General features: G+C 60.5%; 27 protein-coding genes. 17 read left to right on the top strand and 10 right to left on the bottom strand.

The window, feature by feature from the left end; all coding sequences use genetic code 11:
• Positions 1 to 66 precede the first annotated feature (66 nt).
• On the top strand, positions 67 to 360 hold the full coding sequence (locus ACP7B1_RS00395; protein WP_223614040.1) for a Dabb family protein: 294 nt from the start codon (positions 67 to 69) through the stop codon (positions 358 to 360).
• Here ACP7B1_RS00395 and cueR read toward each other — a convergent pair.
• A complete protein-coding gene (gene cueR / locus ACP7B1_RS00390; RefSeq protein WP_346306142.1) occupies positions 357 to 752 on the bottom strand; it encodes a Cu(I)-responsive transcriptional regulator in 396 nt (131 codons plus the stop codon). The genes ACP7B1_RS00395 and cueR overlap by 4 nt on opposite strands.
• A 7-nt stretch (positions 753 to 759) precedes the next feature.
• Complete coding sequence (locus ACP7B1_RS00385; protein WP_346306143.1) at positions 760 to 3270, bottom strand: heavy metal translocating P-type ATPase; 2511 nt, start codon at positions 3268 to 3270, stop codon at positions 760 to 762.
• Positions 3271 to 3483: 213 nt separating this feature from the next.
• Between ACP7B1_RS00385 and hisC the strand changes: the two genes are divergently transcribed.
• Positions 3484 to 4581 (top strand): histidinol-phosphate transaminase, encoded by a 1098-nt coding sequence (hisC, locus tag ACP7B1_RS00380; RefSeq protein WP_346306144.1) that lies wholly within the window; start codon positions 3484 to 3486, stop codon positions 4579 to 4581.
• 25 nt (positions 4582 to 4606) lie between these two features.
• On the opposite strand, the gene ACP7B1_RS00375 is transcribed toward hisC, so the two are convergent.
• Complete coding sequence (locus tag ACP7B1_RS00375) at positions 4607 to 5512, bottom strand: bifunctional helix-turn-helix domain-containing protein/methylated-DNA--[protein]-cysteine S-methyltransferase (protein WP_346306145.1); 906 nt, start codon at positions 5510 to 5512, stop codon at positions 4607 to 4609.
• Between the two features lie 131 nt (positions 5513 to 5643).
• Entirely contained in the window at positions 5644 to 6138 is a 495-nt protein-coding gene (locus ACP7B1_RS00370) for a DUF2244 domain-containing protein (RefSeq protein WP_346306146.1), read from the bottom strand.
• 34 nt (positions 6139 to 6172) lie between these two features.
• On the opposite strand from ACP7B1_RS00370, the gene nth reads away from it, so the two are divergent.
• Positions 6173 to 6940, top strand: coding sequence for an endonuclease III (gene nth / locus ACP7B1_RS00365; RefSeq protein ID WP_346306147.1), 768 nt, complete (start codon positions 6173 to 6175; stop codon positions 6938 to 6940).
• Here the strand turns inward: nth and ACP7B1_RS00360 are convergent.
• Positions 6937 to 7653, bottom strand: coding sequence for a sulfate transporter family protein (locus ACP7B1_RS00360; protein ID WP_346306148.1), 717 nt, complete (start codon positions 7651 to 7653; stop codon positions 6937 to 6939). The genes nth and ACP7B1_RS00360 overlap by 4 nt on opposite strands.
• Before the next feature lie 165 nt (positions 7654 to 7818).
• On the opposite strand from ACP7B1_RS00360, the gene ACP7B1_RS00355 reads away from it, so the two are divergent.
• A complete protein-coding gene (locus ACP7B1_RS00355; RefSeq protein ID WP_346306149.1) occupies positions 7819 to 8811 on the top strand; it encodes an adenosine kinase in 993 nt (330 codons plus the stop codon).
• Here the strand turns inward: ACP7B1_RS00355 and ACP7B1_RS00350 are convergent.
• From ACP7B1_RS00350 to hrcA, 3 genes are all read right to left on the bottom strand, one after another.
• Positions 8803 to 9456, bottom strand: coding sequence for a trimeric intracellular cation channel family protein (locus ACP7B1_RS00350; protein WP_223614049.1), 654 nt, complete (start codon positions 9454 to 9456; stop codon positions 8803 to 8805). The two genes, ACP7B1_RS00355 and ACP7B1_RS00350, sit on opposite strands and share 9 nt — an antisense overlap.
• A 119-nt stretch (positions 9457 to 9575) precedes the next feature.
• A complete protein-coding gene (gene grpE / locus ACP7B1_RS00345) occupies positions 9576 to 10289 on the bottom strand; it encodes a nucleotide exchange factor GrpE (RefSeq protein WP_346306150.1) in 714 nt (237 codons plus the stop codon).
• A 126-nt stretch (positions 10290 to 10415) separates the two neighbouring features.
• A complete protein-coding gene (gene hrcA, locus ACP7B1_RS00340) occupies positions 10416 to 11486 on the bottom strand; it encodes a heat-inducible transcriptional repressor HrcA (protein ID WP_346306151.1) in 1071 nt (356 codons plus the stop codon).
• 137 nt (positions 11487 to 11623) lie between these two features.
• Here hrcA and rph point away from each other — a divergent pair, with 137 nt between their 5' ends.
• The 6 genes from rph to ACP7B1_RS00310 are packed head-to-tail and all read left to right on the top strand — an operon-like array spanning position 11624 to position 15844.
• Positions 11624 to 12340, top strand: a complete 717-nt coding sequence (rph, locus tag ACP7B1_RS00335; protein ID WP_223614052.1) for a ribonuclease PH — start codon at positions 11624 to 11626, stop codon at positions 12338 to 12340.
• A 12-nt stretch (positions 12341 to 12352) separates the two neighbouring features.
• On the top strand, positions 12353 to 12760 hold the full coding sequence (locus tag ACP7B1_RS00330) for a VOC family protein (RefSeq protein WP_223614053.1): 408 nt from the start codon (positions 12353 to 12355) through the stop codon (positions 12758 to 12760).
• Positions 12757 to 13401 (top strand): RdgB/HAM1 family non-canonical purine NTP pyrophosphatase, encoded by a 645-nt coding sequence (gene rdgB, locus ACP7B1_RS00325; RefSeq protein WP_346306152.1) that lies wholly within the window; start codon positions 12757 to 12759, stop codon positions 13399 to 13401. The genes ACP7B1_RS00330 and rdgB overlap by 4 nt, the downstream gene beginning before the upstream one ends.
• The gene (gene hemW, locus ACP7B1_RS00320) at positions 13401 to 14573 is read left to right on the top strand and encodes a radical SAM family heme chaperone HemW (protein WP_346306153.1); all 1173 of its coding nucleotides are present in this window, start codon (positions 13401 to 13403) and stop codon (positions 14571 to 14573) included. The genes rdgB and hemW overlap by 1 nt, the downstream gene beginning before the upstream one ends.
• 9 nt (positions 14574 to 14582) lie before the next feature.
• A complete protein-coding gene (gene rsmI, locus ACP7B1_RS00315; RefSeq protein WP_346306154.1) occupies positions 14583 to 15482 on the top strand; it encodes a 16S rRNA (cytidine(1402)-2'-O)-methyltransferase in 900 nt (299 codons plus the stop codon).
• Positions 15479 to 15844 carry a YraN family protein gene (locus tag ACP7B1_RS00310; protein ID WP_346306155.1) on the top strand — a complete coding sequence of 122 codons (366 nt, stop codon included), beginning with the start codon at positions 15479 to 15481 and terminating at the stop codon, positions 15842 to 15844. Before rsmI ends, ACP7B1_RS00310 begins: the two co-directional genes overlap by 4 nt.
• Here ACP7B1_RS00310 and ACP7B1_RS00305 read toward each other — a convergent pair.
• Together ACP7B1_RS00305 and ACP7B1_RS00300 are read right to left on the bottom strand one after the other, a co-directional pair.
• On the bottom strand, positions 15841 to 16053 hold the full coding sequence (locus ACP7B1_RS00305; RefSeq protein ID WP_105734015.1) for a helix-turn-helix domain-containing protein: 213 nt from the start codon (positions 16051 to 16053) through the stop codon (positions 15841 to 15843). The two genes, ACP7B1_RS00310 and ACP7B1_RS00305, sit on opposite strands and share 4 nt — an antisense overlap.
• 10 nt (positions 16054 to 16063) lie before the next feature.
• Positions 16064 to 16603 (bottom strand): DUF2975 domain-containing protein, encoded by a 540-nt coding sequence (locus ACP7B1_RS00300; protein WP_346306156.1) that lies wholly within the window; start codon positions 16601 to 16603, stop codon positions 16064 to 16066.
• Between the two features lie 147 nt (positions 16604 to 16750).
• Here ACP7B1_RS00300 and ACP7B1_RS00295 point away from each other — a divergent pair, with 147 nt between their 5' ends.
• From ACP7B1_RS00295 to ACP7B1_RS00265, 7 genes are all read left to right on the top strand, one after another.
• Positions 16751 to 17149 carry a chlorophyllide reductase gene (locus tag ACP7B1_RS00295; protein WP_346306157.1) on the top strand — a complete coding sequence of 133 codons (399 nt, stop codon included), beginning with the start codon at positions 16751 to 16753 and terminating at the stop codon, positions 17147 to 17149.
• Between the two features lie 122 nt (positions 17150 to 17271).
• A complete protein-coding gene (locus ACP7B1_RS00290) occupies positions 17272 to 17967 on the top strand; it encodes an isoprenylcysteine carboxylmethyltransferase family protein (RefSeq protein WP_346306158.1) in 696 nt (231 codons plus the stop codon).
• Positions 17968 to 18228: 261 nt separating this feature from the next.
• The gene (gene cysG, locus ACP7B1_RS00285; protein WP_426136492.1) at positions 18229 to 19716 is read left to right on the top strand and encodes a siroheme synthase CysG; all 1488 of its coding nucleotides are present in this window, start codon (positions 18229 to 18231) and stop codon (positions 19714 to 19716) included.
• Between the two features lie 18 nt (positions 19717 to 19734).
• Positions 19735 to 20049 (top strand): DUF2849 domain-containing protein, encoded by a 315-nt coding sequence (locus ACP7B1_RS00280; protein ID WP_223614062.1) that lies wholly within the window; start codon positions 19735 to 19737, stop codon positions 20047 to 20049.
• 23 nt (positions 20050 to 20072) lie between these two features.
• Positions 20073 to 21743, top strand: coding sequence for a nitrite/sulfite reductase (locus ACP7B1_RS00275; protein ID WP_346306160.1), 1671 nt, complete (start codon positions 20073 to 20075; stop codon positions 21741 to 21743).
• A complete protein-coding gene (locus tag ACP7B1_RS00270; protein WP_426136490.1) occupies positions 21736 to 22488 on the top strand; it encodes a phosphoadenylyl-sulfate reductase in 753 nt (250 codons plus the stop codon). The genes ACP7B1_RS00275 and ACP7B1_RS00270 overlap by 8 nt, the downstream gene beginning before the upstream one ends.
• A gap of 5 nt (positions 22489 to 22493) precedes the next feature.
• Positions 22494 to 23027 (top strand): DUF934 domain-containing protein, encoded by a 534-nt coding sequence (locus tag ACP7B1_RS00265; RefSeq protein ID WP_346306169.1) that lies wholly within the window; start codon positions 22494 to 22496, stop codon positions 23025 to 23027.
• The last annotated feature ends 1 nt before the right edge of the window (position 23028 follow it).

Genomic DNA, 23028 nt, shown 5'->3' with positions numbered 1-23028 from the left:
ACCTATTGACGTCGAAGGCGGGTGCTTTAAAAGTCCGCGCCAGTTCGATCAAGCAGGAACAAGACCGTGATCCGCCATATTGTATTCTTCAGCGCCCGCAATCCGGATGATGTCGACACGATCCATACGCGTCTCAAGCGGCTTGGAGAAATTCCGCACTCCCTCGTGTTCGAGGTCATGAAGAACACCAAGACCGATCCGATCTCGGGTGAAATCGATATTGTCGTTTATGGCGAGTTCGCCAGCGCCGAGGCGCTGGCCGCCTACAAGGCACACCCGATCTACAGTGAAACCACAGCGGTGGTTCGCCCCTTGCGCGAATTGCGCATTTCGGCCGATGTGGTCTCTACTCTGGCTTAAGCGTCAGCCGTACCGGAAATACTTTCCAGAATCGGGCAGTCCGGCCGCTGGTCGCCATGGCAATGGGCGACCAGGTGCTGCAAGGTGTGCTGCAGTTCGCGCAGTTCGGTGATCTTGCGCTCGATTTCCTTCAGTTTCGTTCGGGCGATGCTTTTGACATCGGAGCTCGCGCGCTCCTTGTCTTCGTAGAGCGCCAGGAGCTGGCGGCATTCTTCCACGGAAAATCCAAGCCCGCGCGAGCGTTGCAGGAAACGCAGCTTGTGCACATCCGACATCGAATAATCCCGGTAGCCGTTGTCGGACCGGTCGGGCTTCAGCAGCCCGATATCCTCGTAATAGCGGATGGTCTTGGTCGGGAGGCCCGATTTTTCCGATGCATGGCCGATATTCATGGGAACCTCACAGTTTCAGTGTCCGCAGCCGCAATGCATTGGCAATGACCGATACGGAGGAAAGGCTCATTGCCGCTGCCGCCAGCATGGGCGAAAGCATGGCGCCGAAGACGGGATAGAGCACGCCCGCCGCAACCGGCACGCCCAGCACATTATAGACAAAAGCGAAGAACAGGTTCTGCTTGATGTTGCGGATGGTTGCATCAGCAAGATGACGGGCACGGACAATGCCGTTGAGGTCGCCCTTCACCAGAGTAATGCCCGCGCTTTCCATCGCGACATCGGCGCCCGTGCCCATGGCAATGCCGACATCGGCCGCGGCAAGCGCCGGGGCATCGTTGACGCCGTCACCGGCCATGGCGATCTTGGCTCCCTTGGCCCGGAGCTCATCGACCAGCCGCTTCTTGCTCTCGGGCATCATGTCGGCGCGCACTTCATCGATACCGAGCCGGGTAGCAACCGCCTGAGCGGTGATCTTGTTGTCGCCGGTCGCCATGATGATGGTGAGGCCAGCCTTGTGCAGCAGGCGGATTGCCTCGGCCGTCGTGGCCTTGATCGGGTCGGCGACCGCGATGATGCCGGCGGCCTTGCCGTCGACGGCCATGAACAGGACACTCTTGCCGCCAGTCCGCAGTGCATCGGCCTTTTCGCTCAGGGCGGATATGTCGGCACCAACGTCCTGCATCATGGCTTTGTTGCCGAGCACAACGGACTGCCCGCCGATGCCGCCGGAAACGCCCTTGCCGGTGACCGCTTCGAACGTTTCGGCCTTGAGCAGGGTGAGAGTGCGGGCTTTCGCACCTTCGACAATGGCTTCGGCAAGCGGATGCTCCGAGCCCTTTTCGAGGCTGGCGGCAAGAATCAGCAACTGGTCGTCGGTCAGCGCACCTGCAGTCACGATATCGGTGAGTTTCGGTCGACCTTCGGTGAGAGTGCCGGTCTTGTCCACGATCAGTGTATCGACACCGGCAAAACGTTCCAGCGCTTCCGCATCCTTGATCAGCACACCCGCTTGCGCGCCGCGCCCTGTTGCCGTCATGATCGACATGGGCGTTGCGAGACCAAGCGCGCAGGGACAGGCGATAATCAGCACCGAGACGGCCGCGACAAGGCCGTAGATCATGCCGGGTTCCGGTCCGAACCAAGCCCAGGTGATGAACGCGACGATGGCGACGAGAACCACCGCTGGCACGAAATAGCTGGCGACGCGGTCCGCCAGACCCTGAATCGGCGCGCGTGAGCGTTGGGCGGTCGCGACCATGCCGACAATCTGCGACAGGACCGTATCGGCGCCCACTTTCTCCGCCTTAATCAGCAGCGTGCCGTTGCGGTTGAGCGTGCCGCCGGTCACCGTATCGTTTTCAGTCTTTTCAACCGGCAGCGGTTCGCCCGTCAGCATGGATTCGTCGATGGACGAACGGCCTTCCAGCACAATGCCATCCACAGGCACACTGTCACCCGGACGGACCCGCAGCCGGTCACCGGCCACGACCTCGTCCAGCGGGATATCGTTTTCCGTCCCGTCTGCCGCCACGCGGCGCGCGGTTTTGGGCGCAAGGTCAAGCAGGGCGCGAATGGCGGACCCGGTGCGCTCGCGCGCTTTCAGCTCCAGGATCTGTCCGAGGAAGACAAGCGTAACGATAACGGCTGCCGCCTCGAAATAAACCGGCACACTGCCGCCATGCATGCGGAAGGCATGCGGGAAAATGTCGGGGACGAGTGTTGCCACGACACTGAACGCATAGGCCGCACCGACGCCGATGGCGATGAGCGTCCACATGTTCGGGCTGCGGTTGACGAGGGATGCCCAGGCGCGTTCGAAGAAGGGGATGGCCGCCCAGAGGACAACCGGGGTGGCGAGGACCAGTTCCAGCCAGATCGCGCGGCTTTCCCCGATCCAGTCGCGGAAAGGCAGGCCAAGCATGGGCCCCATGGTGATGAAGAGCAGCGGTATGGAACAGAGCGCGCTGATCCAGAACCGGCGGGTGAAATCCACAAGCTCAGGGTTCGGGCCTTCATCCCCGGTGGGTATGCCCATGGGTTCGAGCGCCATGCCGCACAGCGGGCATGACCCCGGGCCGTCCTTGACGATTTCCGGATGCATCGGACAGGTATATTGGGTTCCCGCGGGCATCGGCTTCGGTGCCGGCCTGTCGCCGAGATAATCCTGCGGCGCCTTTTCGAATTTCGCCATGCAGCTGGCCGAGCAGAAATAATATTTCTCATTGTCGTGCCGCAGGAAGTGTTTTGCCGTTGCTCGGTCGACGGTCATGCCGCAGACCGGATCGATCGCCGTCAGGTAAGGCTCCGGGTCGGCCGTGAATTTCTTGTGGCAGCCCGCCGAGCAGAAGTGAAACACCCGGCCCGCATGCTCCGCCGTCGGCTTGCCGGCCGTAGGGTCAACCAGCATGCCGCAGACCGGATCGCGCACGACCTCAGCCTGCGCCGCGTGCGTACTGCAACAGCTGTGGCCATGGGTGCTATGAGCGTGATCGTGGTCGTGATGGTCATGTTTCATGATGGAACTTTCGACATGTACGGGAAGATAGTGATGCAAAGGTAATTCTTCCAGTAACTGGAAGGTCAAGGCCTGCCCGAAAGTTTCTTCAATGCAGCGCAATGGCTGGGATTTCGATTGTTGCAAAAGCCTGTTTTTGCCATGGTACGGGAATCGACACGCACTGTTCGCTTGAATCGCGATCACCCGGCCAACGCAGTACTGGACATTTAGATGAGCCGTTTTTGGAGTTCTCTCGTGCACACATTGACCCCGTATGTCGCGGGAGAGCAACCGGTGCTACCCGATCTGATCAAGTTGAACACCAACGAAAACCCATATGGTCCGTCACCGCGCGCATTGGCGGCCATAGCAGCCGAGACGACGGAAGCGTTGCGGCTTTATCCCGATCCAACGGCGTACAGGCTGAGAGAAGCCATCGCCAAAAGCCATGGGCTTGACGCCGATCACGTTTTTGTCGGCAACGGATCTGACGAAGTGCTGGCGCACGTGTTCCAGGCATTGCTGAAACACGACAGGCCCTTGCTGTTTCCGGATGTCACCTACAGTTTCTTTCCGACCTATTGCCGTCTCTACGCAATAGACTTTCGGGCTGTTCCGCTCGATGACACGATGGCGGTCCGCATTGCCGACTACCGGCAGGCATGCGGCGCAATCATCCTGCCCAATCCGAATGCCCCCACCGGCACGGCCTTGCCCCTGGCGGAAATCGAGGCATTGCTTGCCGATCACCCCAATCAGGTCGTGGTGATCGATGAAGCCTATGTGGACTTTGGTGCACAGAGTGCAATCCCCCTGGTCGCACGCTTCCCCAATCTGCTCGTGACCCAGACCTTTTCAAAGTCGCGCGGGCTGGCCGGTCTGCGCGTTGGCTTTGCCGTCGGGCAGCCAGCGCTGATTGAAGCGCTGCACCGGGTGAAGGACAGTTTCAACTCCTATCCCCTCGACCGTCTCGCCATCGCGGGAGCGGTTGCCGCCTGGGAGGACCGGGCGTGGTTCGAGGACAAACGCGGACGGATCGTGGCCACCCGGGAAAGATTGTCCGTCGCCTTGCGCGCGCTGCAGTTTGAGGTTCTTCCGTCGGCGGCCAATTTTCTGTTTGCACGCCATGCCGTGCTGCCCGGCGCGCAGGTCGCTGCCGAGCTGAGAAGCAGGGCCATTCTGGTCAGGCATTTCCCGAAACCGCGCATAGACGACTATCTGCGCATCAGCATCGGTACGGATGAAGAGTGCGAGACGCTTCTGTCCGGCTTGGTCGATGTGATCGCATCGTTGAAACGACAAAAGCCCGGCATTGCTGCCGGGCCTTGATGCGTGTCTCGGGAGGAGCCGGCGATCAGCCGGAACGGGCCATGTCGAGTTGCGTGCCCTCGCCCATCTGCCCGGCTTCCCAGCCGAGAATGGCGCGCTTGCGGGTCAGACCCCAGTGATAACCGGTGAGGGCGCCGGATTTGCCGACAGCGCGATGGCACGGAACCACGAAGGAAATCGGGTTGGCGCCCACCGCAGCACCGACAGCGCGGGAGGCTTTGGGCGAGCCGATTTCCTGGGCAATGTCCGAATAGGCGCAGGCCTTGCCCATCGGCACCTTCAGCAGGGCTTCCCAGACACGCAGCTGGAAGTCAGTGCCGATCATCACCACTTTCAGCGGCCGGTCCGAACGCCATTCAGCCGGGTTGAACACCCGTGCCGCATAGGGCGACGTGGCGCCAAGGTCTTCAACATAGGTGGCATTGGGCCAGCGGGATGTCATATCTTCCATGGTTTCACGCTCGTGCCCTTGATCGGCAAAGGCAAGACCCGCCAGCCCGCGATCCGTCACCATCACCAGTGCTCGCCCAAAGGGCGAGATATGGAAGCCGTAACGGACGACGAGGCCCGCGCCGCGGGTCTTGTAGTCGCCCGGCGACATGCCTTCATGGGTGACGAACAGGTCGTGCAGGCGGCTGGGCCCCGACAGGCCGGTTTCCAGCGCCGTCTCCAGCAAAGGCATGCCCTCGTCGAGCAGCCGGCGGGCATGATCGATGGTTACGGCCTGCAGAAAGCCCTTGGGCGACAGGCCCGCCCAACGGGTGAAAAGCTTCTGCAGGGCCGTGGGTGAAAGTCCTGCCTCCTTGGCCAGGACCTCGAGCGATGGCTGGTCGCGATAATCCTCACTGATCCGCTCGATGATATGGCTGACAATGGCATAGTCATTGCCCGAAGGCGTGATATCGTTCTGAAGGATGGCATGCGGTTTCATGGTCGTTACCTCATTCCGGCATGATCCGATGCGTTGCGTCGCAAAGGCAGATCAGGCTTTCAATTCATGTTGAGTGTCATATGACCATGCAGGGGCCTGATCTGCCACCCGATTCTTGCGTGCTATGAAAACTACCGGCCCTTGGCCGCGGCCAGGGCCCGGGTGAATGCCATGGCAAAGCTTTCCCGGTCATCGGGATTGAGAAACGAGCCGATCGTCACCGCCTTGCCCTGTCCCTCCACGCGCATGGAGGTGATGCCGATTTCCGCGTGCCGCGCGACATTGAACCGGGTCCAGAACGGGTTGAATTCGTGCAAGTTGGTCCGGCCTGACGGCGCCACCTGCCTGATCTGCAGCGCGATCCTTGAAACGCTGACCTCCTCATGCGCTTTTGCCGCGGTGTAGTTCATCCGGAAGGCAAGATAGATCAGGAGGACATCAAGGCCGAAAAAGCCGAAAACCGGCCATGCTCCCAGCGACAGGAAGAAAAGGCCGGTCAGAAAACTGCTCCCGCCGATCGCGGCCATGACAATGAGAAAGCCTCTGCGGCCAAGCGACCGGTGCGGCACCAGAAGGGCACGGAAAATTTCCTCCTCATTGTGCGCAGCAGCGTCAATTGGGTTCATTGTTTGGCTCATGACGCTTGAGTATAGAAGGGTCATGGAAAATCCCAAGAGCAAATTTGATCAGATTGACGTGAGTGACATCGCCGAAAAGCCGGTGAAGCGGCCGCGCCTTGTCGCTGGTACGCGCTATACCGCCGCTGAAATCCACGAGATTTTTCGCCGGTTCTCGATCCAGCGGCCGGAACCCAAGGGCGAGCTCGAGCATGTCAATGCTTTTACCCTTTTGGTAGCGGTTGCGCTTTCGGCCCAAGCGACGGATGTCGGCGTCAACAAGGCAACCCGCGCTCTATTCAAGGTTGCCGATACGCCAGAAAAGATGCGGGATCTCGGCGAGGCAGCTGTCGGCGAATACATCCGCACCATCGGCCTCTGGCGCAATAAGGCCAAAAACGTCATTGCCCTGTCGGAAGCCCTGATCCGCGACTATGGCAGCGAGGTGCCGGATGATCGCAACGAGCTGGTCAAGCTTCCCGGTGTCGGCCGCAAGACCGCCAATGTGGTGCTCAGCATGGCGTTCGGGCAAGCGACGATGGCTGTCGACACGCATATATTCCGGATCGGCAACCGGCTGGGTCTCGCGCCGGGCAAGACACCGGATCAGGTGGAAGCCAAATTGATGAAGATCATTCCGGCGGAATATCTCTATCACGCCCATCACTGGCTGATCCTGCACGGCCGCTATGTCTGTAAGGCCCGCAAGCCCGAATGCACGGCCTGCGTCATCGCCGATATCTGCAAGGCCGCGGAAAAGACATCGGAACTGCCGGCGCCGTTGGTACCGTTGCCCCCACAGGTTTTCTAGCGCAGCCCTGCGGGTGGTTCCGATTGAGCCACTGCCTTGTGCAGATGCACCATCATGGCGGCCGCAAACAGCGGGGTCAAAAGGTTGAGGATCGGAATGGCCATGAAGGCCGCAATGACGAGACCGGCCAGGAAAACCGTCGTTGCATGTTTCGACCGCAGCGCCTTGGCTTCCATTTCCGGGCGGAACCGCATGGCGGCGAATTCGAAGAATTCCCGACCGAGCAGATAACCGTTGACCACGAAGAACGCGATGATGTTGACGCCGGGAATGAGAAGCATCAGCAGTGCGATGATATTGCCGAGGATAACGACGCCGAGGAATCTCAGCGAAAGCACGAAGGAGCGCAGCACCGGGAGCGGGCGGCCCTTCGGATCGAGCGGGTAATCCGACTTTTCCACAACTTCAGCCACATCGTCGAGAAACAATCCGGCGACGATGGCCGAAACCGGCGCGATCAGCAGTGCCAGCCCCAGCGCCAGGGCGATACTGGCGAATACACCGGCGATAAAGCCAAGCCACCCGGCCCAGGATGGCAGGTCCGGCATCCATTGATCGAAAAAGGGCAATGCCAGCAAGGCAAAGAGTTCCCGCAGCCCGAACCAGGCACCGATCAGCAGAAGCACGGTCATTCCGAGAGACTTCCACAGGACAGAACGGAATTCCGGCCGGAACAGGTGACTTGCTGCGGCCTGGGCGCTGTCAAAAATCATGGTACCGTTCTTCCTTTCCGGTCTTTCCAATGTTTGGGACATAAGGAGCGCGTCCGGTGCAGACAAGGCGCCCCGCGCATTAGGGGTAGTCAAGGCCCGCTGTTCCGGCTAGGACTTGGCGAACCAGAGGCCAAGAACTGCAATTGAATCAATCCTGGAGTTTTCATGTCGAGTTATGACGTGCTTTGCATCGGCAATGCCATTGTCGATATCATCGCCCGCACGGATGACGATTTTATCGTCAAGAACGGTATCATCAAGAATGCGATGAACCTGATCGATGCCGACCGTGCGGAATTTCTGTATGAGCGCATGGGACCGGCCATCGAAGCTTCTGGCGGAAGTGCTGGCAATACGGCGGCTGGCGTTGCCAGCCTTGGCGGCCGCGCCGCCTATTTCGGCAAGGTTGCCGACGATCCGCTCGGCCACATCTTTACCCATGATATCCGCGCGCAGGGCGTTGCCTTCGATACGCGCGTGTTGAAAGCGCCGCCGCCCACGGCCCGCTCGATGATTTTCGTTACGCCGGATGGCGAGCGCTCCATGAACACCTATCTCGGGGCCTGCGTCGAGCTTGGACCGGAAGACGTGGAAAGCTCCAAGGTATCGGAAGCCAAGGTCACCTATTTCGAAGGTTATCTCTGGGACCCGCCCCGGGCAAAGGAAGCCATCCGCCTGTCGGCGAAAATCGCGCATGAGCACAAGCGCGAAGTGTCGATGACCCTGTCGGATCCGTTCTGCGTGGATCGCTATCGCGAGGAATTCCTTGAGCTGATGCGTTCCGGCACGGTTGATATTGTTTTCGCCAACGAGGCGGAACTGAAGTCTCTGTACCAGACCGACGACTTTGAGAAGGGACTTGATGCCATCCGCAAGGATTGCAAGCTCGCCGCCATCACCCGCTCGGAAAAGGGCTCGGTGGTTGTCTCGAAGGACGAAACCGTTGCCGTTCCGGCGATCGAGATCGCCGAGCTTGTCGATACGACGGGTGCGGGTGATCTCTATGCGTCGGGCTTCCTGTTCGGCTATACCAATGGCCGCTCGTTGACCGATTGCGCGCGGCTCGGCTCGTTGACCGCTGGCCTCGTGATCCAGCAGATCGGCCCGCGTCCGGCGCAAAATCTGAAAGTGGCAGCCCAGCAGGCCGGTTTACTCTGATCGAACAATGCCGTCACGCTTGAGCTCTTCAGGCGTGCGGCCCACCTTGTGGTAATTCGGCAGGGTCCAGCCGAAATAAAGCGCGCCGCCGCGAACCGCAAAGGCGGTCAGCGCGGCGAACAGGGCCGAAACCTCCGGCCCCGCCGAAAGCCCCAGCAGCAGCGTGTAGGCGACCGAGCCGGCAAGCGCCGCAGTGACGTAGATCTCGCGCCGCATCAGCACCGACGGTTCCGCGGAAACGATATCGCGCAGCACGCCGCCGAATGTTGCCGTCAAAATGCCTGTCACAACGGCAATGGTCGGGCTGAAACCGAGCGCCAGCGCCTTTGCAGCGCCCATGACGCTGTAGGCCGAAAGCCCCAGCGCATCGAGCCACAGCAGAAGCCGGTAGCGCGATTCCAGGAGATTGGCGGAGAAATAGACGATGATTGCCGCAGCAGCACAGACGAGGATGTAGCCGGGCTCCCGGACCCAGAAGACGGGGACGCCGAGGATGAGGTCGCGCAGGGTGCCGCCGCCGATGCCCGTTACCGCAGCCAGAAACACGAAAGCGATGATATCGAGCTGGCGGCGCGAGGCGGCGAGGCCGCCTGTCGCGGCGAAAACAAAAACGCCCGCATAATTGAATATCTGAATCGATGTCATCGGCTGTTCCCCTCCATATAAAAGGTAGAACATGGCCAATACGGAGCGTAAACAGCTAAATTAAAAAGGCCAGACCCCGTCGCCGGAATCTGGCCTTTGCCGTTGAGATGACGCTATGGTTATGCGTCTTTTTCCGCCTGCGGGTTGATCGGACCCGGCTCTGCCTGGCCTTCGCCGGCAGCCTGCTTCGGACCGCCCTTGGAAACGCCGACGAGTGCCGGGCGCAGCATGCGGTCGCCGATGACGAAACCGGCCTGCGCCACCTGCAGCACCGTGTTGTGCGGCACGTCGGCGTTGGGAATTTCGTACATGGCCTGATGGAAATTCGGGTCGAAACGCTGGCCCTGCGGCTCGATCTTCTTGACGCCGTGGCGTTCCAGCGCCGACATCATCGAGCGCTCGGTCATTTCCACGCCTTCGGCCAGTGCCTTGAAACCTGCATCGCCATTGGCGAGGGCATCGGTCGGAATGGCTTCGAGCGCGCGCTTCAGATTGTCGGAAACCGAAAGCATGTCGCGGGCGAAATTGGCGACCGAATAGGAACGCGCATCGTGAACGTCACGGGCGGTGCGCTTGCGCAGGTTTTCCATATCGGCGGCCAGACGCAGCAGCTGATCGCGCAGATCGCCGTTTTCGCCGCGCAATGCATCCAGTTCAACACTGTTGGCTGCTTCCGCCTGTTCTTCCTCTTCCTGCGCCATGGCATATTCCTCTGCCTTGCGCGATTTCAGAAAATCATCGGCGGCACGCTTCAGCGCATCACGGTCGCGCGGATTCTTCAGATCGCGCTGATCGAGATCGGGTGCGTCATGATGTTTCTTTTCTTCAGTCATCTATCCTGTCCGTTCATAAATCGAATGTGCGCTGGATATCGAGGTTTAGGCCATGAAAATCAAGTGCAAATGCCCGAAGCGGGGGAAGTTCGCGTGGCGGCACAGCGCCAGTGCAGTATCCGCGCTCTATCGCAACAGTCGTGAGACCAGCTGCGCCGTATAGTCCACCATCGGAACAATGCGCGCATAGTTCAGCCGGGTGGGGCCGATAACGCCGAGGGCGCCGATGACCCGCTGTTCCGAATCGCGATAGGGCGCGATGACCAGAGATGAGCCGGAAAGTGAAAACAGCTTGTTCTCGGAGCCGATGAAAATGCGCACGCCCGATCCGGCTTCCGCCAGATCGAGCAGTTGTATCGTGCCTTCCTTGGTCTCGAGATCATCGAACAGATGGCGCAGCCGGTCGAGATCCGCTTCGGCGTTGATGGAATCCAGAAGGTTCCCGCGTCCGCGCACGATGAGCCGCGGCGGTTGGCCGCCACCCGTGCCGCCCCAGACCGCAAGTCCCTGCTCGACCAGGTGTTGCGACAGGACATCGAGCGCCTGCTGGGTTTCGTCCTTCAAGCGGGCAATTTCCACGCGCGCTTCGGTGATGGTGCGGCCCTGAATATGCGCATTGAGGAAATTCGATGCTTCGATCAATTGCGATGGCGTCACGCCGGGCGGCAGGTCGATCACCCGGTTTTCAATGTCGCCGCTCTGGGTCACCAGCACCGCCAGCGCCTTGGTGGGTTCCAGCCGCACAAACTCGATGTGTTTGAGTGCGCCTTCCGCTTTGGTTGCAAGCACAAGTCCGGCGCCGCGCGACATGCCCGACAGGATCTGGCTGGCCTGCGTCAGCATGTTCTCGCTCGACTGGGCCTCGCCGCCCGCCCGCACCTGCGCCTCGATGGAATTGCGCTCGTCGGAGGAAAGGTCGCCCACCTCCATGAAGGCATCGACAAAGAACCGCAGGCCCAATTGTGTCGGCAGCCGTCCCGCCGACACGTGCGGCGCGTAGACAAGGCCGAGATGCTCAAGATCGCTCATGACATTGCGGATGGTCGCCGGGGAAAGCGTCACGGGCAGGATACGCGACAGGTTGCGCGATCCCACCGGTTCGCCGTCACCGAGATAGCTCTCGACGATGCGCCGGAAAATATCCCGTGACCGCTGGTCGAGGGATTGCAATGGTTCGGGAGTAACTGCCTTGTTCATTCTGTGTGACGCCCTTGTTCTCTGCCAGGGAATATAGGCGTTGTCGGTCCAATCATCAAAGCTTTTGCTTCATGGTTCCATTTAAGCGTCCGTTGCTCTAAAAGGCCGGACAACCATATTTTTCAAGAGGTCATTCCATGCGTCCTTCCAAACGAGCCCCAGACGAAATGCGCGCCATTTCCTTCGAGCGCGGCGTTTCCAAACATGCTGAAGGCTCGTGCCTGGTCAAGTTTGGCGACACACACGTCCTGTGCACCGCCAGCCTTGAGGAAAAGGTGCCGGGCTGGATGCGCAATACCGGCAAAGGCTGGGTAACGGCGGAATACGGCATGCTGCCGCGTTCGACCGGCGACCGCATGCGCCGCGAGGCTTCATCCGGCAAGCAAGGCGGCCGCACTTTGGAAATCCAGCGGCTGATTGCCCGTTCGCTGCGTGCCGTCGTGGACCTGCAGGCGCTGGGCGAAGTGCAGATCACCGTGGACTGCGATGTCATTCAGGCGGATGGCGGCACCCGGACGGCAGCCATCACCGGCGGCTGGGTCGCCTTGCACGAATGCCTGCGCTGGATGGAAACACGCCAGATGCTCAAGGTCGAAAAGGTATTGAAGGACCATGTTGCGGCGATTTCCTGCGGCATCTCCGACGGCACGCCCGTGATTGATCTCGATTATGCCGAGGATTCAACGGCACAGACCGATGCCAACTTCGTCATGACCGGCAAAGGTGGTATCGTGGAAGTGCAGGGAACGGCGGAAGGTGAACCGTTCTCGCAGGACGAGCTGCTGGCCTTGATGGGGCTTGCCCGCAATGGCATCACCCGGCTGGTTTCCCTGCAGAAAATGGCGGTCTCGTAAGCGGAAAACACCATGCAGCCATCGGGTATTCTGGAAACAGCACTCTATGTGACCGATATCGACGTGGCTGCACGGTTCTATGCCGATATACTCGGACTGGACGTCATCCTGCGGGCGGGCAATGAATCGGTCTTTTTCCGTTGTGGGGCGGGTGTCCTGATCCTGTTCGATGCGGAAAAGCTGAGGGAAAGGCCCAAGGGCGGTCTTCCCATCCCGGCCCATGGTGCCAAGGGGCCGGGCCACGTCTGTTTTCGCGCAACACGGGATGAAATTTCCGGCTGGAAGTCCCATCTTGAGGCCAATGGCATTGCCATCGAAAGTGAATTTGACTGGCCCAATGGTGCCCGCTCCCTGTATTTCCGCGATCCGTCCGGAAACTCGATTGAATTTGCCGAACCGGCTTTATGGAACCTGACATGAGAACACTCGAAAAAGGCAAACTGCTCGTTGCCAGTCACAACAAGGGCAAGATCCAGGAAATGATCGATCTGCTCGGCCCCTTCGGTTTCGAAGTGGTGTCGGCGGGCGACCTCGGCCTGCCGGAACCGGATGAAACCGGCACCACATTCGAAGAGAATGCCTACATCAAGGCTTTCGCGGCGGCCAAGGCGACCGGCCTTGTCGCGCTCTCGGATGATTCCGGTCTTTGTGTCGATGCGCTGGATGGCGACCCCGGCGTTTACACCGCCAACTGGGCGGAACTGCCGGATGGCAAGCGGGATTTCGCCCATGGGATGCAAAAGGTTGAAACCGCGCTGCAGGAACGGGGCATCACTGACGCCAGGGATCGCGGCGGACGTTTCGTTTCGGTAATCTGCCTGGCGTGGCCTGACGGTGAAGCCAACTATTATCGCGGCGAAGTGGAAGGCGAGATCGTCTGGCCGCCGCGCGGCACTGCCGGTTTCGGCTTCGACCCGGTGTTCAAGCCGCAGGGCTATGACGCAACATTCGGGGAAATGACCGCCGAGCAGAAACATGGCTGGAAGCCCGGCGAAGCCGACGCGCTGTCGCATCGTGCGCGGGCTTTCCAGCATTTTGCCCGCGATTGTCTGGGGGCCTGATGACCCCATTGCTGCGCGGCCAGGAGAACGAAGGGGGCTTTGGCGTTTACGTCCACTGGCCCTTCTGCATGGCCAAGTGCCCCTATTGTGATTTCAATTCGCATGTCCGTCACCAGCCGGTGGATCAGCCGCGGTTTACCGCGGCCTTCGCCCGTGAAATGGCGACCATGCGCGAGCGCACCGGTCCGCGCACGATTTCCAGTATCTTTCTCGGTGGCGGTACGCCGTCTTTGATGGAGCCGGAGACTGTCGGGTCGGTGCTCAATGAGATCGCCAGGAACTGGTCCGTGGCTGACAATATCGAGATCACGCTGGAAGCCAATCCGACCAGTGTCGAAGCCAACCGTTTTCGCGGCTACCGTGCGGCAGGTGTCAATCGCGTCTCGCTGGGTGTGCAGGCATTGAACGATCCTGACCTGCGGCGGCTCGGGCGCATGCACAATGTCGAGGAAGCCCTGGTGGCAATCGGTCTGGCGCGTGATATTTTTCCGCGCCTGTCCTTCGATTTGATCTATGCCCGGCCTGACCAGACCATCGAAGCATGGCGTGAAGAGCTCAACCGCGCCATCTCCTACGCCGCCGATCATCTGTCGCTCTATCAATTGACGATTGAGGAAGGCACACCCTTCTACCAGCTGTGGAAAGCCGGCAAACTGCTAACGCCCGATGGCGATCACGCGGCAGCGCTTTATGCGGAAACGCAGGATGTCACGGCCCGGCGCGGTCTGCCCGCCTACGAGATTTCCAACCACGCGGCACCCGGCGCCGAATCTCAGCACAATCTCGTCTACTGGCGGTATGGCGAGTATGTTGGCGTCGGACCCGGCGCCCATGGCCGCTTTATCGAGAACGGCAAGCGTGCGGTCACGATAACGGAACGTCACCCGGAAACCTGGGTCAGCAAGGTCGAGAGCGATGGCCATGGCGTTGTCGAGGAAGAGTTGCTGAGCGGGGAACAGGAAGGCGATGAATTCCTGCTGATGGGCCTGCGGCTCGTCGAAGGCATCGATCTTGCGCGCTATGAACGGTTGACCGGCCATGGCGTCAAGGAGAAGCGCGTGATTTCCTTGGCCGAACAGGGCCTGATCGAATATATCGGCAACAGCCGCATCCGCACGACGCCCGAAGGCGCCATCGTTCTGAATGCGGTCATTGCTGATCTGGCAGCGTGAGGGTGCGACGTGTCTGACGGGGAAGCCAGGGAACGGGACTATCAGATCGGCAACACGGCGTTTCGCGCCCGGCCGCTTGAGCCGGCGCTTTACATCGTCGCCACACCCATCGGCAATCTTGGCGATATGACGCTGCGCGGCATCGAAACGCTCGCGGCAGCCGATGTGATCGCCTGCGAGGATACACGCGTCAGCCGTGTTCTTCTCGACAGATACGGTATTTCCCGCCGTCCTTATGCCTATCATGAACACAATGCCGGCGAAGCCGGGCCCAAACTGATCGAAGCCCTGCTTGCCGGGAAAAGTGTGGCACTGGTCTCCGACGCAGGAACCCCGCTGGTCTCCGACCCAGGCGGGCGCCTCGTGCCGGAGGCCAAGGCCGCCGGTATCCGCGTGGTGCCGATTCCCGGCGCATCTTCTGTTCTGGCGGCACTGACGGCCTCGGGTCTGTTTACTGACAGCTTTTACTTCGCCGGATTTCTGTCGTCGAAACAGGGGCAGCGCCGGTCGAAACTTGAATCGCTGAAGACGCTGGATGCCGCGCTGGTGTTTTTTGAATCGCCCAATCGTGCCGCCGCCACGCTTATGGACATGGTCGAGGTGTTCGGCCCGAAACGGCAGGCATCGCTGTGCCGCGAACTGACCAAGACTTACGAGACCGTGGTCACCTTGCCGCTGGCGGAACTGGCGGCGGAATTCGATGGCGAGGACCGCATCCGCGGCGAGGTGGTTCTTGTTGTCGGGCCGCCCGAGGGCGATCAGAACATTGCCCGTACCGACGATGATGTCGATGCGCTGCTGCGTGCGCTTGTCCTTGAAATGTCGCCGGCCAAGGCGGCGGGCGAAGCATCGCGCATGACAGGCCGGCCGAAGGGTGAACTCTACCAACGGTTGCTTGCAATGAAATGACAGGCGCGGGCGAGCGACACAGGGCTTACCGGCGCGGCCACTCCGCCGAGTACTTTGCTGCGCTTGCCCTGATGCTGAAAGGCTTTCGCATTGTCGCGCGGCGCCACCGCACCAAACAGGGGGAGATTGACCTCATTGCCCGGCGCGGCGATCTTGTCCTCATCGTTGAAGTGAAGGCCCGCCCGACACTCGAACAGGCGATGGAAGCGGTGACCTGGACCGCCATGCGGCGCATTGAGGCGGCTGCCGATCTCTGGCTCGTGCGTCAGCCCGATTATGCGAACCTGTCATTGCGGTATGATCTCGTGGCAATTGTGCCATGGCGCTGGCCAGTGCACGTGCCGGCCATTTTCACCGCCTAGCTCTCCTCCTTGTCGTAGCGCATGAGGTCGCCGGGCTGGCAGTCGAGATAGTCGCAGATGCGCTCCAGGGTCTCGAAGCGGATGCCTTTCACCTTGCCCTGTTTCAGCAGGGATAGATTGGCTTCCGTTATTCCGACATGCTCCGCAAGATCCTTGGATTTCACATTGCGTTCGGCCAGCATGACATTGAGCCTGACTTTGATGGGCATGGGCTTATCCTCAGACGAATTGGGCATTTTCATCAGCTATCGCGATGGCTTCCCGCATCACCCAGGCAATGACGATGATGGTTCCGGCAAACAGCAATCCGAGCCACATGTCCGAACTGATGCCGATGGACAGTGTGCGTAGTCCGGCCGGGTTGGTCCAGCTTAGGATGAGCGAGAGGACTGCATAGGCGAAGGGCTGAAGGAGCGTCGATACAAAGACCGCCATTGCGAAAGCGCGCAGGCTGCCGACGGTTTCGGCCGTGAAAAACTGCTGTTTGGCAAAGCCGTTGAAGCACCGTTGGGCCTGCCTCAATCCCCAGATCAACGCTGCCAGTGGCAGCATCGAAACGAGAAAAGCAAGAAGACGGGTCGGGAAACCAAGATTTTCCACCCCGGTAACCGGTAGCTTGGCCGCTGTCAGTATATCGGCTGGCGGCGTCGCAAACCAGTAGTAGAGCGTTCCTGCGGTCAAGATCACCGATGTGGCGAGATACAGACCCGACATGATTTTACTGAGCCGCCGGATGCGCTCCGCGCGGTGAGCCGGCATGTGTCCAGCCGTAGGCATATCAAGTGAAGAAAGATTGCTCATGGGGCACCTCTGTGAGTTTTCTTCCAGAATAATAGCAAGAAATTATCGTTTTACAATAATAAATTTTCGAGATACGAATTTCGAACCGACACAGGAGATTTTGGTATGCCCCTTCTTGGAACGGCCAGCGCATTTTTCATGTCCATAGCTTTCGCCCTTGGATTGGCCACCGCCTCAATGGCGGCGGCGTCCACCGCCAAGGGGCAGATCTCGGTCACGCAGGTCATGGCGATGCTCGACCAGGCATCGTCCAATCTCACTGCGAGCCAGGTTCTGACCGCCTATCTCGCCGGTGTAGGAGAGACCGCGGCTATCATCATGGACTTTGCAGCAAAAACGGATGGCTCGCCGCCTGCAGCGTGCGCAACCCGCATCACTCTCGATGACAAGGCGGTGCGGCGCGCGCTGGAGGCGCAGCCAAAGGGCCGATGGCAGCAGACGGCAGCCACACCGCTGATCGTGCGTGATATGATCAAGCGTGCGGGGTGCGCGCTCGCCGACTGAAGCGGCAGGCACCCCTATGGTTGCCGGCAATTGGGTTTCGGCTCTATTCTGCTGGATAGGGGCGAAACAGACGGGGTGTCCGATATCCCCGGTCTTGCGCCCCAACCGAAGGAGAATTGATCATGTCCATGCATCTCTCGCCGCATGACCTGCACAGGAAGGCGTGGGAGGGGCAGGCGAAGGGCATCGTCATCCTTCTGTTGCTGCTCATGCTGCCCGCCTGGTCATTGTCGTTCTGGCAGGGCTGGCTTTTCTGGCTGGTCTTCAGCGTCAGCACGAGTTTCATTTCCTATTATTTTCTCAAACACGATCCCGCCCTTGTCGCAAGCCGGTTGAAGGCCGGGGCGGGCGCCGAGCGTGAACCGGCGCAGAAGCGTATCCAGACCGTCGCGGCCGTGGTCGGCCTCCTGACCTACATCATGCCGGGGATCGAGCGTCACTTTACCGGGCTGCCCTTGCCCGTCTGGGTGGTCATCCTTGGCAATGCCGCTTTTCTCGCCGGGGCCTGGATTGTCTTCCTGGCATTCCGGGAAAACAGCCATGCCTCCAGCATTATCGAGGTCAAATCGGGGCAGCGGGTCATCGCAACCGGACCCTATGGCATCGTACGGCATCCCATGTATTCCGGCTGCGTGCTGGCCTTCGTTGCGTCATCCCTCGCGCTCGGGTCACTGTGGTCTCTGCCCTTTGCCATCGCGCTCAGCCTGGTCATCGTTGCCCGTCTGCTCGATGAGGAAAAGTATCTCAAGGCGAATTTGCCGGGTTACACCGCCTATTGCCAGCAGGTGCGTTACCGTCTTATTCCGACGCTGTGGTGATGGCCTTTTGCACGACATGCAGAAAGGGCTTGCATTTCCACGTTAACACGATAAAAGTAGTCGTGTATTGGGCCGGTATTCCTTGAACCGGCGCCGCTTGCTGTTGACTGTCCCGTCTTGCCGTTCCCGGCAAAGGCTGGGCAGCATTTTCTTGTGATGCATGGAAAGGGAATCCGCTTGTTCCGGGATTTTCAGAAATTCTATGCTCCGCCGTTCGATTCGGCGCATTTCTGTTCCTTATAAAGAGCGGTCCGATCAACGATAATCCCAGCATTCACCGGGATTGTCTTGCTCATGTCTAACCATGCCAATCAGCTTTCTGTCTTTCCTGCCTTCTTCCGCGTGCGGAATGAAGTGGTTGTGGTTATCGGCGAAGGCGAAGAAGCACTGAACAAGGCCCGGCTTCTGGCACAGACGAATGCGTTGATCCGCATTGTTGCTGCCCATCCGGAACACGAGCTGGCCGCGTTCATCCGTGCGGGCCGTCACCAGCATGTCGCGGAAGTCTTTTCTCCAAAGCACCTCTCGGGCGCAAAGCTGGCTTTTGTTGCCACGGGCGATGAAGCACAGGATAGCGCCATTGCCGCCGAGGCACGCCGCCAGCACGTCCCGGTCAATGTGGTCGACCGTCCGGAACTCTGCGATTTCTTCACCCCCGCCATCGTCAACCGTGCGCCGATTGCCATTGCCATTGGTTCGGAAGGCACGGGGCCTGTGCTCAGCCAGATCATTCGCGCCCGTATCGATGCGGCGTTCTCGCCGCGCCTGGGCGATCTTGCCCGTCTCGCCAATGCCTATCGTCCGGCTGTCGAAAAGCTGGTGAAGAAAGGCCTGCCGCGCCGTCTGTTCTGGCGCTCGTTCTTCTCGGGCGATGTGGCCGGCAAGGTCTACAACAATGATCTCGACGGTGCCCGCCAGGCTGCCGGACTGCTCCTCGGCAATCAGGACGAGCCGAAAGGTTATGTGTGGTTGGTCGGTGCGGGTCCTGGCGCCGAGGATTTGCTGACCCTGCGCGCGCACCGCGTTCTCATGGAAGCGGATGTCATCGTCTATGACGCGCTGGTGCCTGAGGCTGTCGTCTCCATGGGCCGCCGCGATGCAGCCCGGCTTTCCGTCGGCAAGCGCAAGGGCTGCCATTCGAAAAGCCAGAGCGAAATCAACGAACTGCTGGTTTCGCTCGGCCGTGAAGGCAAGCGCGTCGTGCGCCTCAAATCCGGCGATCCGCTGGTCTATGGCCGCGCCGGCGAGGAAATGGCCGCGCTGCGGTCCGCCGGTATCCCTTTCGAGATCGTTCCCGGCATCACCTCGGCCTTTGCCGCGGCTGCCGATATGCAATTGCCTCTGACCCTGCGTGGTGTCGCATCCTCCCTTGTGTTCACCACGGGTCATGACATGGCTGGCGAAGTGCTGCCCGACTGGGCACGCCTCGCCATTTCAGGGGCGACAATCGCCGTCTATATGGGCCGCAGCGTGGCAGCCTCCGTCGCCGAGCGGCTGATGAGCGCCGGCCTGCATGCCGATACCGGCGTGGCCGTGATCGAAAATGCCGGACGTGCGGATCGCCGCATGTTCCATGGCACGCTGCAGGATTTGCCGGCGTTGGAACAGCGCCCCGACCTTGACGGTCCCGTCATGGTGGTCATCGGCGATGCCGTGGCCGGTGCTGCGATCGACAAGGCCGAGCCGCTGGCTATCCGTACCCCAACCTCTTCGGTGGCTGCGCGCCATCTCCAATCCAATGCCGCTTGATTGCGAAGGATGATGATCATGAGTGTTAAAGTTCTCACTGCAAACCGTCTGACCGATGGCGAAGCCGTATGGCTTGGCGCCAATGGCGAATGGCTCGATCACATTGACGGCGCCCTCGTGGCCCGCCACGCGGAAGCGGCGGCGGCTCTGGAGGAAGCGGGCAAGGCGGCGATCAAGTCCAACCTTGTCATCGACGTCAATGTCATCGACGTGGAAGAGCGCGGCGAACATCTCTACCCGGTCCGCCTGCGCGAGCGCATTCGCCAGCTCGGCCCGACCGTCCGTCTCGACCTTGGCAAGCAGGCGGAAAAACCTGCGGCAAACGCTGCTTAACTGATAATCGAAGGCCCCGCAGAATGTATCGTTACGATGAGTTTGATCACGCGTTTGTTTCCGCCCGCGTTGAGCAGTTCAAGGATCAGGTCGAGCGCCGTTTGGCTGGCGAACTGACCGAGGACCAGTTCCGTCCGCTGCGGCTGATGAACGGCGTCTATCTGCAATTGCATGCCTATATGCTGCGCGTTGCCATCCCCTACGGCACATTGTCGTCGCGCCAGATGCGCAAGCTTGCCCACATCGCCCGCACCTATGACCGTGGCTATGGTCACTTCACCACGCGCCAGAACCTCCAGTACAACTGGCCCGCGCTGAAGGACATGCCGAAGGTTCTCGACGAACTTGCCGAAGTCGAGATGCATGCGCTGCAGACGTCAGGCAACTGCATCCGCAATGTGACCGCCGACCACTTTGCCGGTGCTGCCGCCGACGAGGTTGCAGACCCGCGCCCCTACGCGGAAATCCTGCGCCAGTGGTCGTCGATGCATCCGGAATTCTCCTACCTGCCGCGCAAGTTCAAGATCGCCGTTACCGGCGCCGAACGGGACCGCGCTGCGATCCAGGTGCACGATATCGGCCTGCACCTGAAAAAGAACGAAGCGGGCGAGATCGGGTTTGCCGTTTATGTCGGCGGCGGTCAGGGCCGCACGCCCATGGTTGCCAAGAAGATTCGCGACTTCCTGCCCGTCGAGGATTTGCTGACCTACACGACCGCGATCATGCGCGTGTACAATCTGAACGGTCGCCGTGACAACAAGTACAAGGCGCGCATCAAGATTCTCGTGCATGAAACCGGGACGGAAGAGCTGACCCGCCAGGTGGAAACCGAATGGCTGGCGCTGAAGAACAGCGACCTGAAGCTGCCACAGACGGATGTCGATGCCATCGACAGTTACTTCCGTCCGCCGCATCTGCCGCAGCGGCCGGAAGGCTGGTCGGCACTGGCCGGTGCCCGCAAGGCGGATCATGCCTTTGCCGCCTGGGTCGACCAGAACGTGACACCGCACAAGAACCCGGATTACGGCGTCGTGACCATTTCCCTGAAGCCGATCGGCGGCATTCCGGGCGATGCCACCGATGCCCAGATGGATCTGGTTGCCGATATTGCCGAACAGTTCTCCCAGGACGAAATCCGCGTCAGCCACGAGCAGAACCTCATTCTGCCGCATGTGGCGATTGCCGATCTGCGCATCGTTTACGATCTGCTCTTGACCGACAGTCTCGCCACGGCCAATGCCGGGCTGATCACCGACATCATCTCCTGCCCGGGTCTGGATTATTGCGCGCTGGCGACAGCCCGCTCGATCCCGGTTGCCCAGCGCATATCGGAACGCTTTGCCGATCCGGCGCGCCAGGCCGATATCGGCGAACTCAAGCTGAAGATATCGGGCTGCATCAATGCCTGCGGGCATCATCATGTCGGTCATATCGGCATTCTCGGCGTCGAGAAGAAGGGCGAGGAACTCTACCAGATTTCCCTCGGCGGCTCCGGAGACGAGGTTTGCACCATCGGCGATATCACCGGGCGCGGCTTCTCCTCCGAAGAAATCGTCGACGCGATCGAGACCATCGTCGACCGCTATCTCGAAGTCCGGACGGACAAGGAAGAAACCTTCCTTGCGGCTTACCGGCGTCTGGGCGCTGCTCCCTTCAAGGAGGCGCTCTATGGCGAGGCTGCCAATGCTGCTTGAGACCAACGATATCACCGTGGCGGATGAAGCGCGGGCGCTTGAAGCCCGCTATGGTAATCTCGACCCGGCGCAGATCATCGAACTGGCGATCGGCCAGCTCTTCAAACAGGACATCGCCGTGGTTTCCTCGTTCGGGGCGGAATCCTCGGTGCTTCTGCATCTGATCGCGCAGGTGGATCGCACCCTGCCGGTGCTGTTTCTCGAGACAGGCAAGCATTTTCCGGCAACGCTGCGCTACCGCGACCAGCTCGTGCACGAGCTCGGCCTGACCGACGTGCAGGACATTCACCCGCTCAAGCAGAGCCTGAAGGACGAGGATCCTTTCGGGGCGCTGTCCATGACCAACAAGGACCGCTGCTGCTATATCCGCAAGGTCGAGCCGATGGCCCGCGCTGTCGCGCCGTATCGCGCCTGGATGACCGGACGCAAGCAGTTCCAGGCATCGACGCGCACGGCACTGCCGGTGTTCGAGTCCGTCGGCGCGCGCGTGCGCATCAATCCGCTGGCACGCTGGACGTCTGCTGACCTGAAGGCCTATATGGCCGCCAACCAATTGCCGCCGCACCCGCTTGTCGCTGAAGGCTACCGCTCCATCGGCTGCATGCCCTGCACGTCGCCGGTGAAGGAAGGCGAAGATGACCGCGCCGGCCGCTGGGCAGGCACTGATAAAACCGAATGCGGTATCCACCTGACTGGCCTCACCGACCAGCTGAGCAATATTTCCCTGACGGATTCGAATCTATGAATGACATGTCTGAAAAGCCCGAGAGCCAGCTGTGGGGCCGCGAAGGTTTCCGCGAGGACCCCTATGTCACGGCTGAAACGCTGGAGGAGGCAGGCGATGCCCCCGCGGTCATCCTGCCGCTGGCCGTCTGGCTCGGACTTGACGACGGGGTGCGCAATGCGACCAACCGGCGGATCGGTGTTTCCGTCGCGCCCGGCGAAAGCATCGATCCGCTTCTGCCGCTGCTCGGTTCAATCCCGGTGATTGCGCTGCAGTTTCCGGCTTTCAATGATGGCCGTTCCTATTCGAAGGCCGAGGTTCTGAAGGATCGTCATCAGTTTCAGGGCGAGCTGCGCGCGGTCGGCGATGTGCTGATCGATCAGGTTGCCTACATGCTGCGCACCGGCTTCGATACGCTGAAGGTCACCCACGCGGTGACACTGACACGCCTCGCCGACCACAACCTGCACGATACGCCGGTTTATTATCAGCCGGGCCGCGGCTCCCACACCAGGGCGGGCTCCTACAGCTGGCGTCGCGTGCCCGACACGGGCTCCTGAG

The organism is Phyllobacterium sp. SL163, from assembly GCF_049896885.1.
Taxonomy (GTDB): Bacteria; Pseudomonadota; Alphaproteobacteria; order Rhizobiales; family Rhizobiaceae; genus Phyllobacterium; species Phyllobacterium calauticae.
This window is presented reverse-complemented; position numbering and strand designations above follow the sequence as displayed.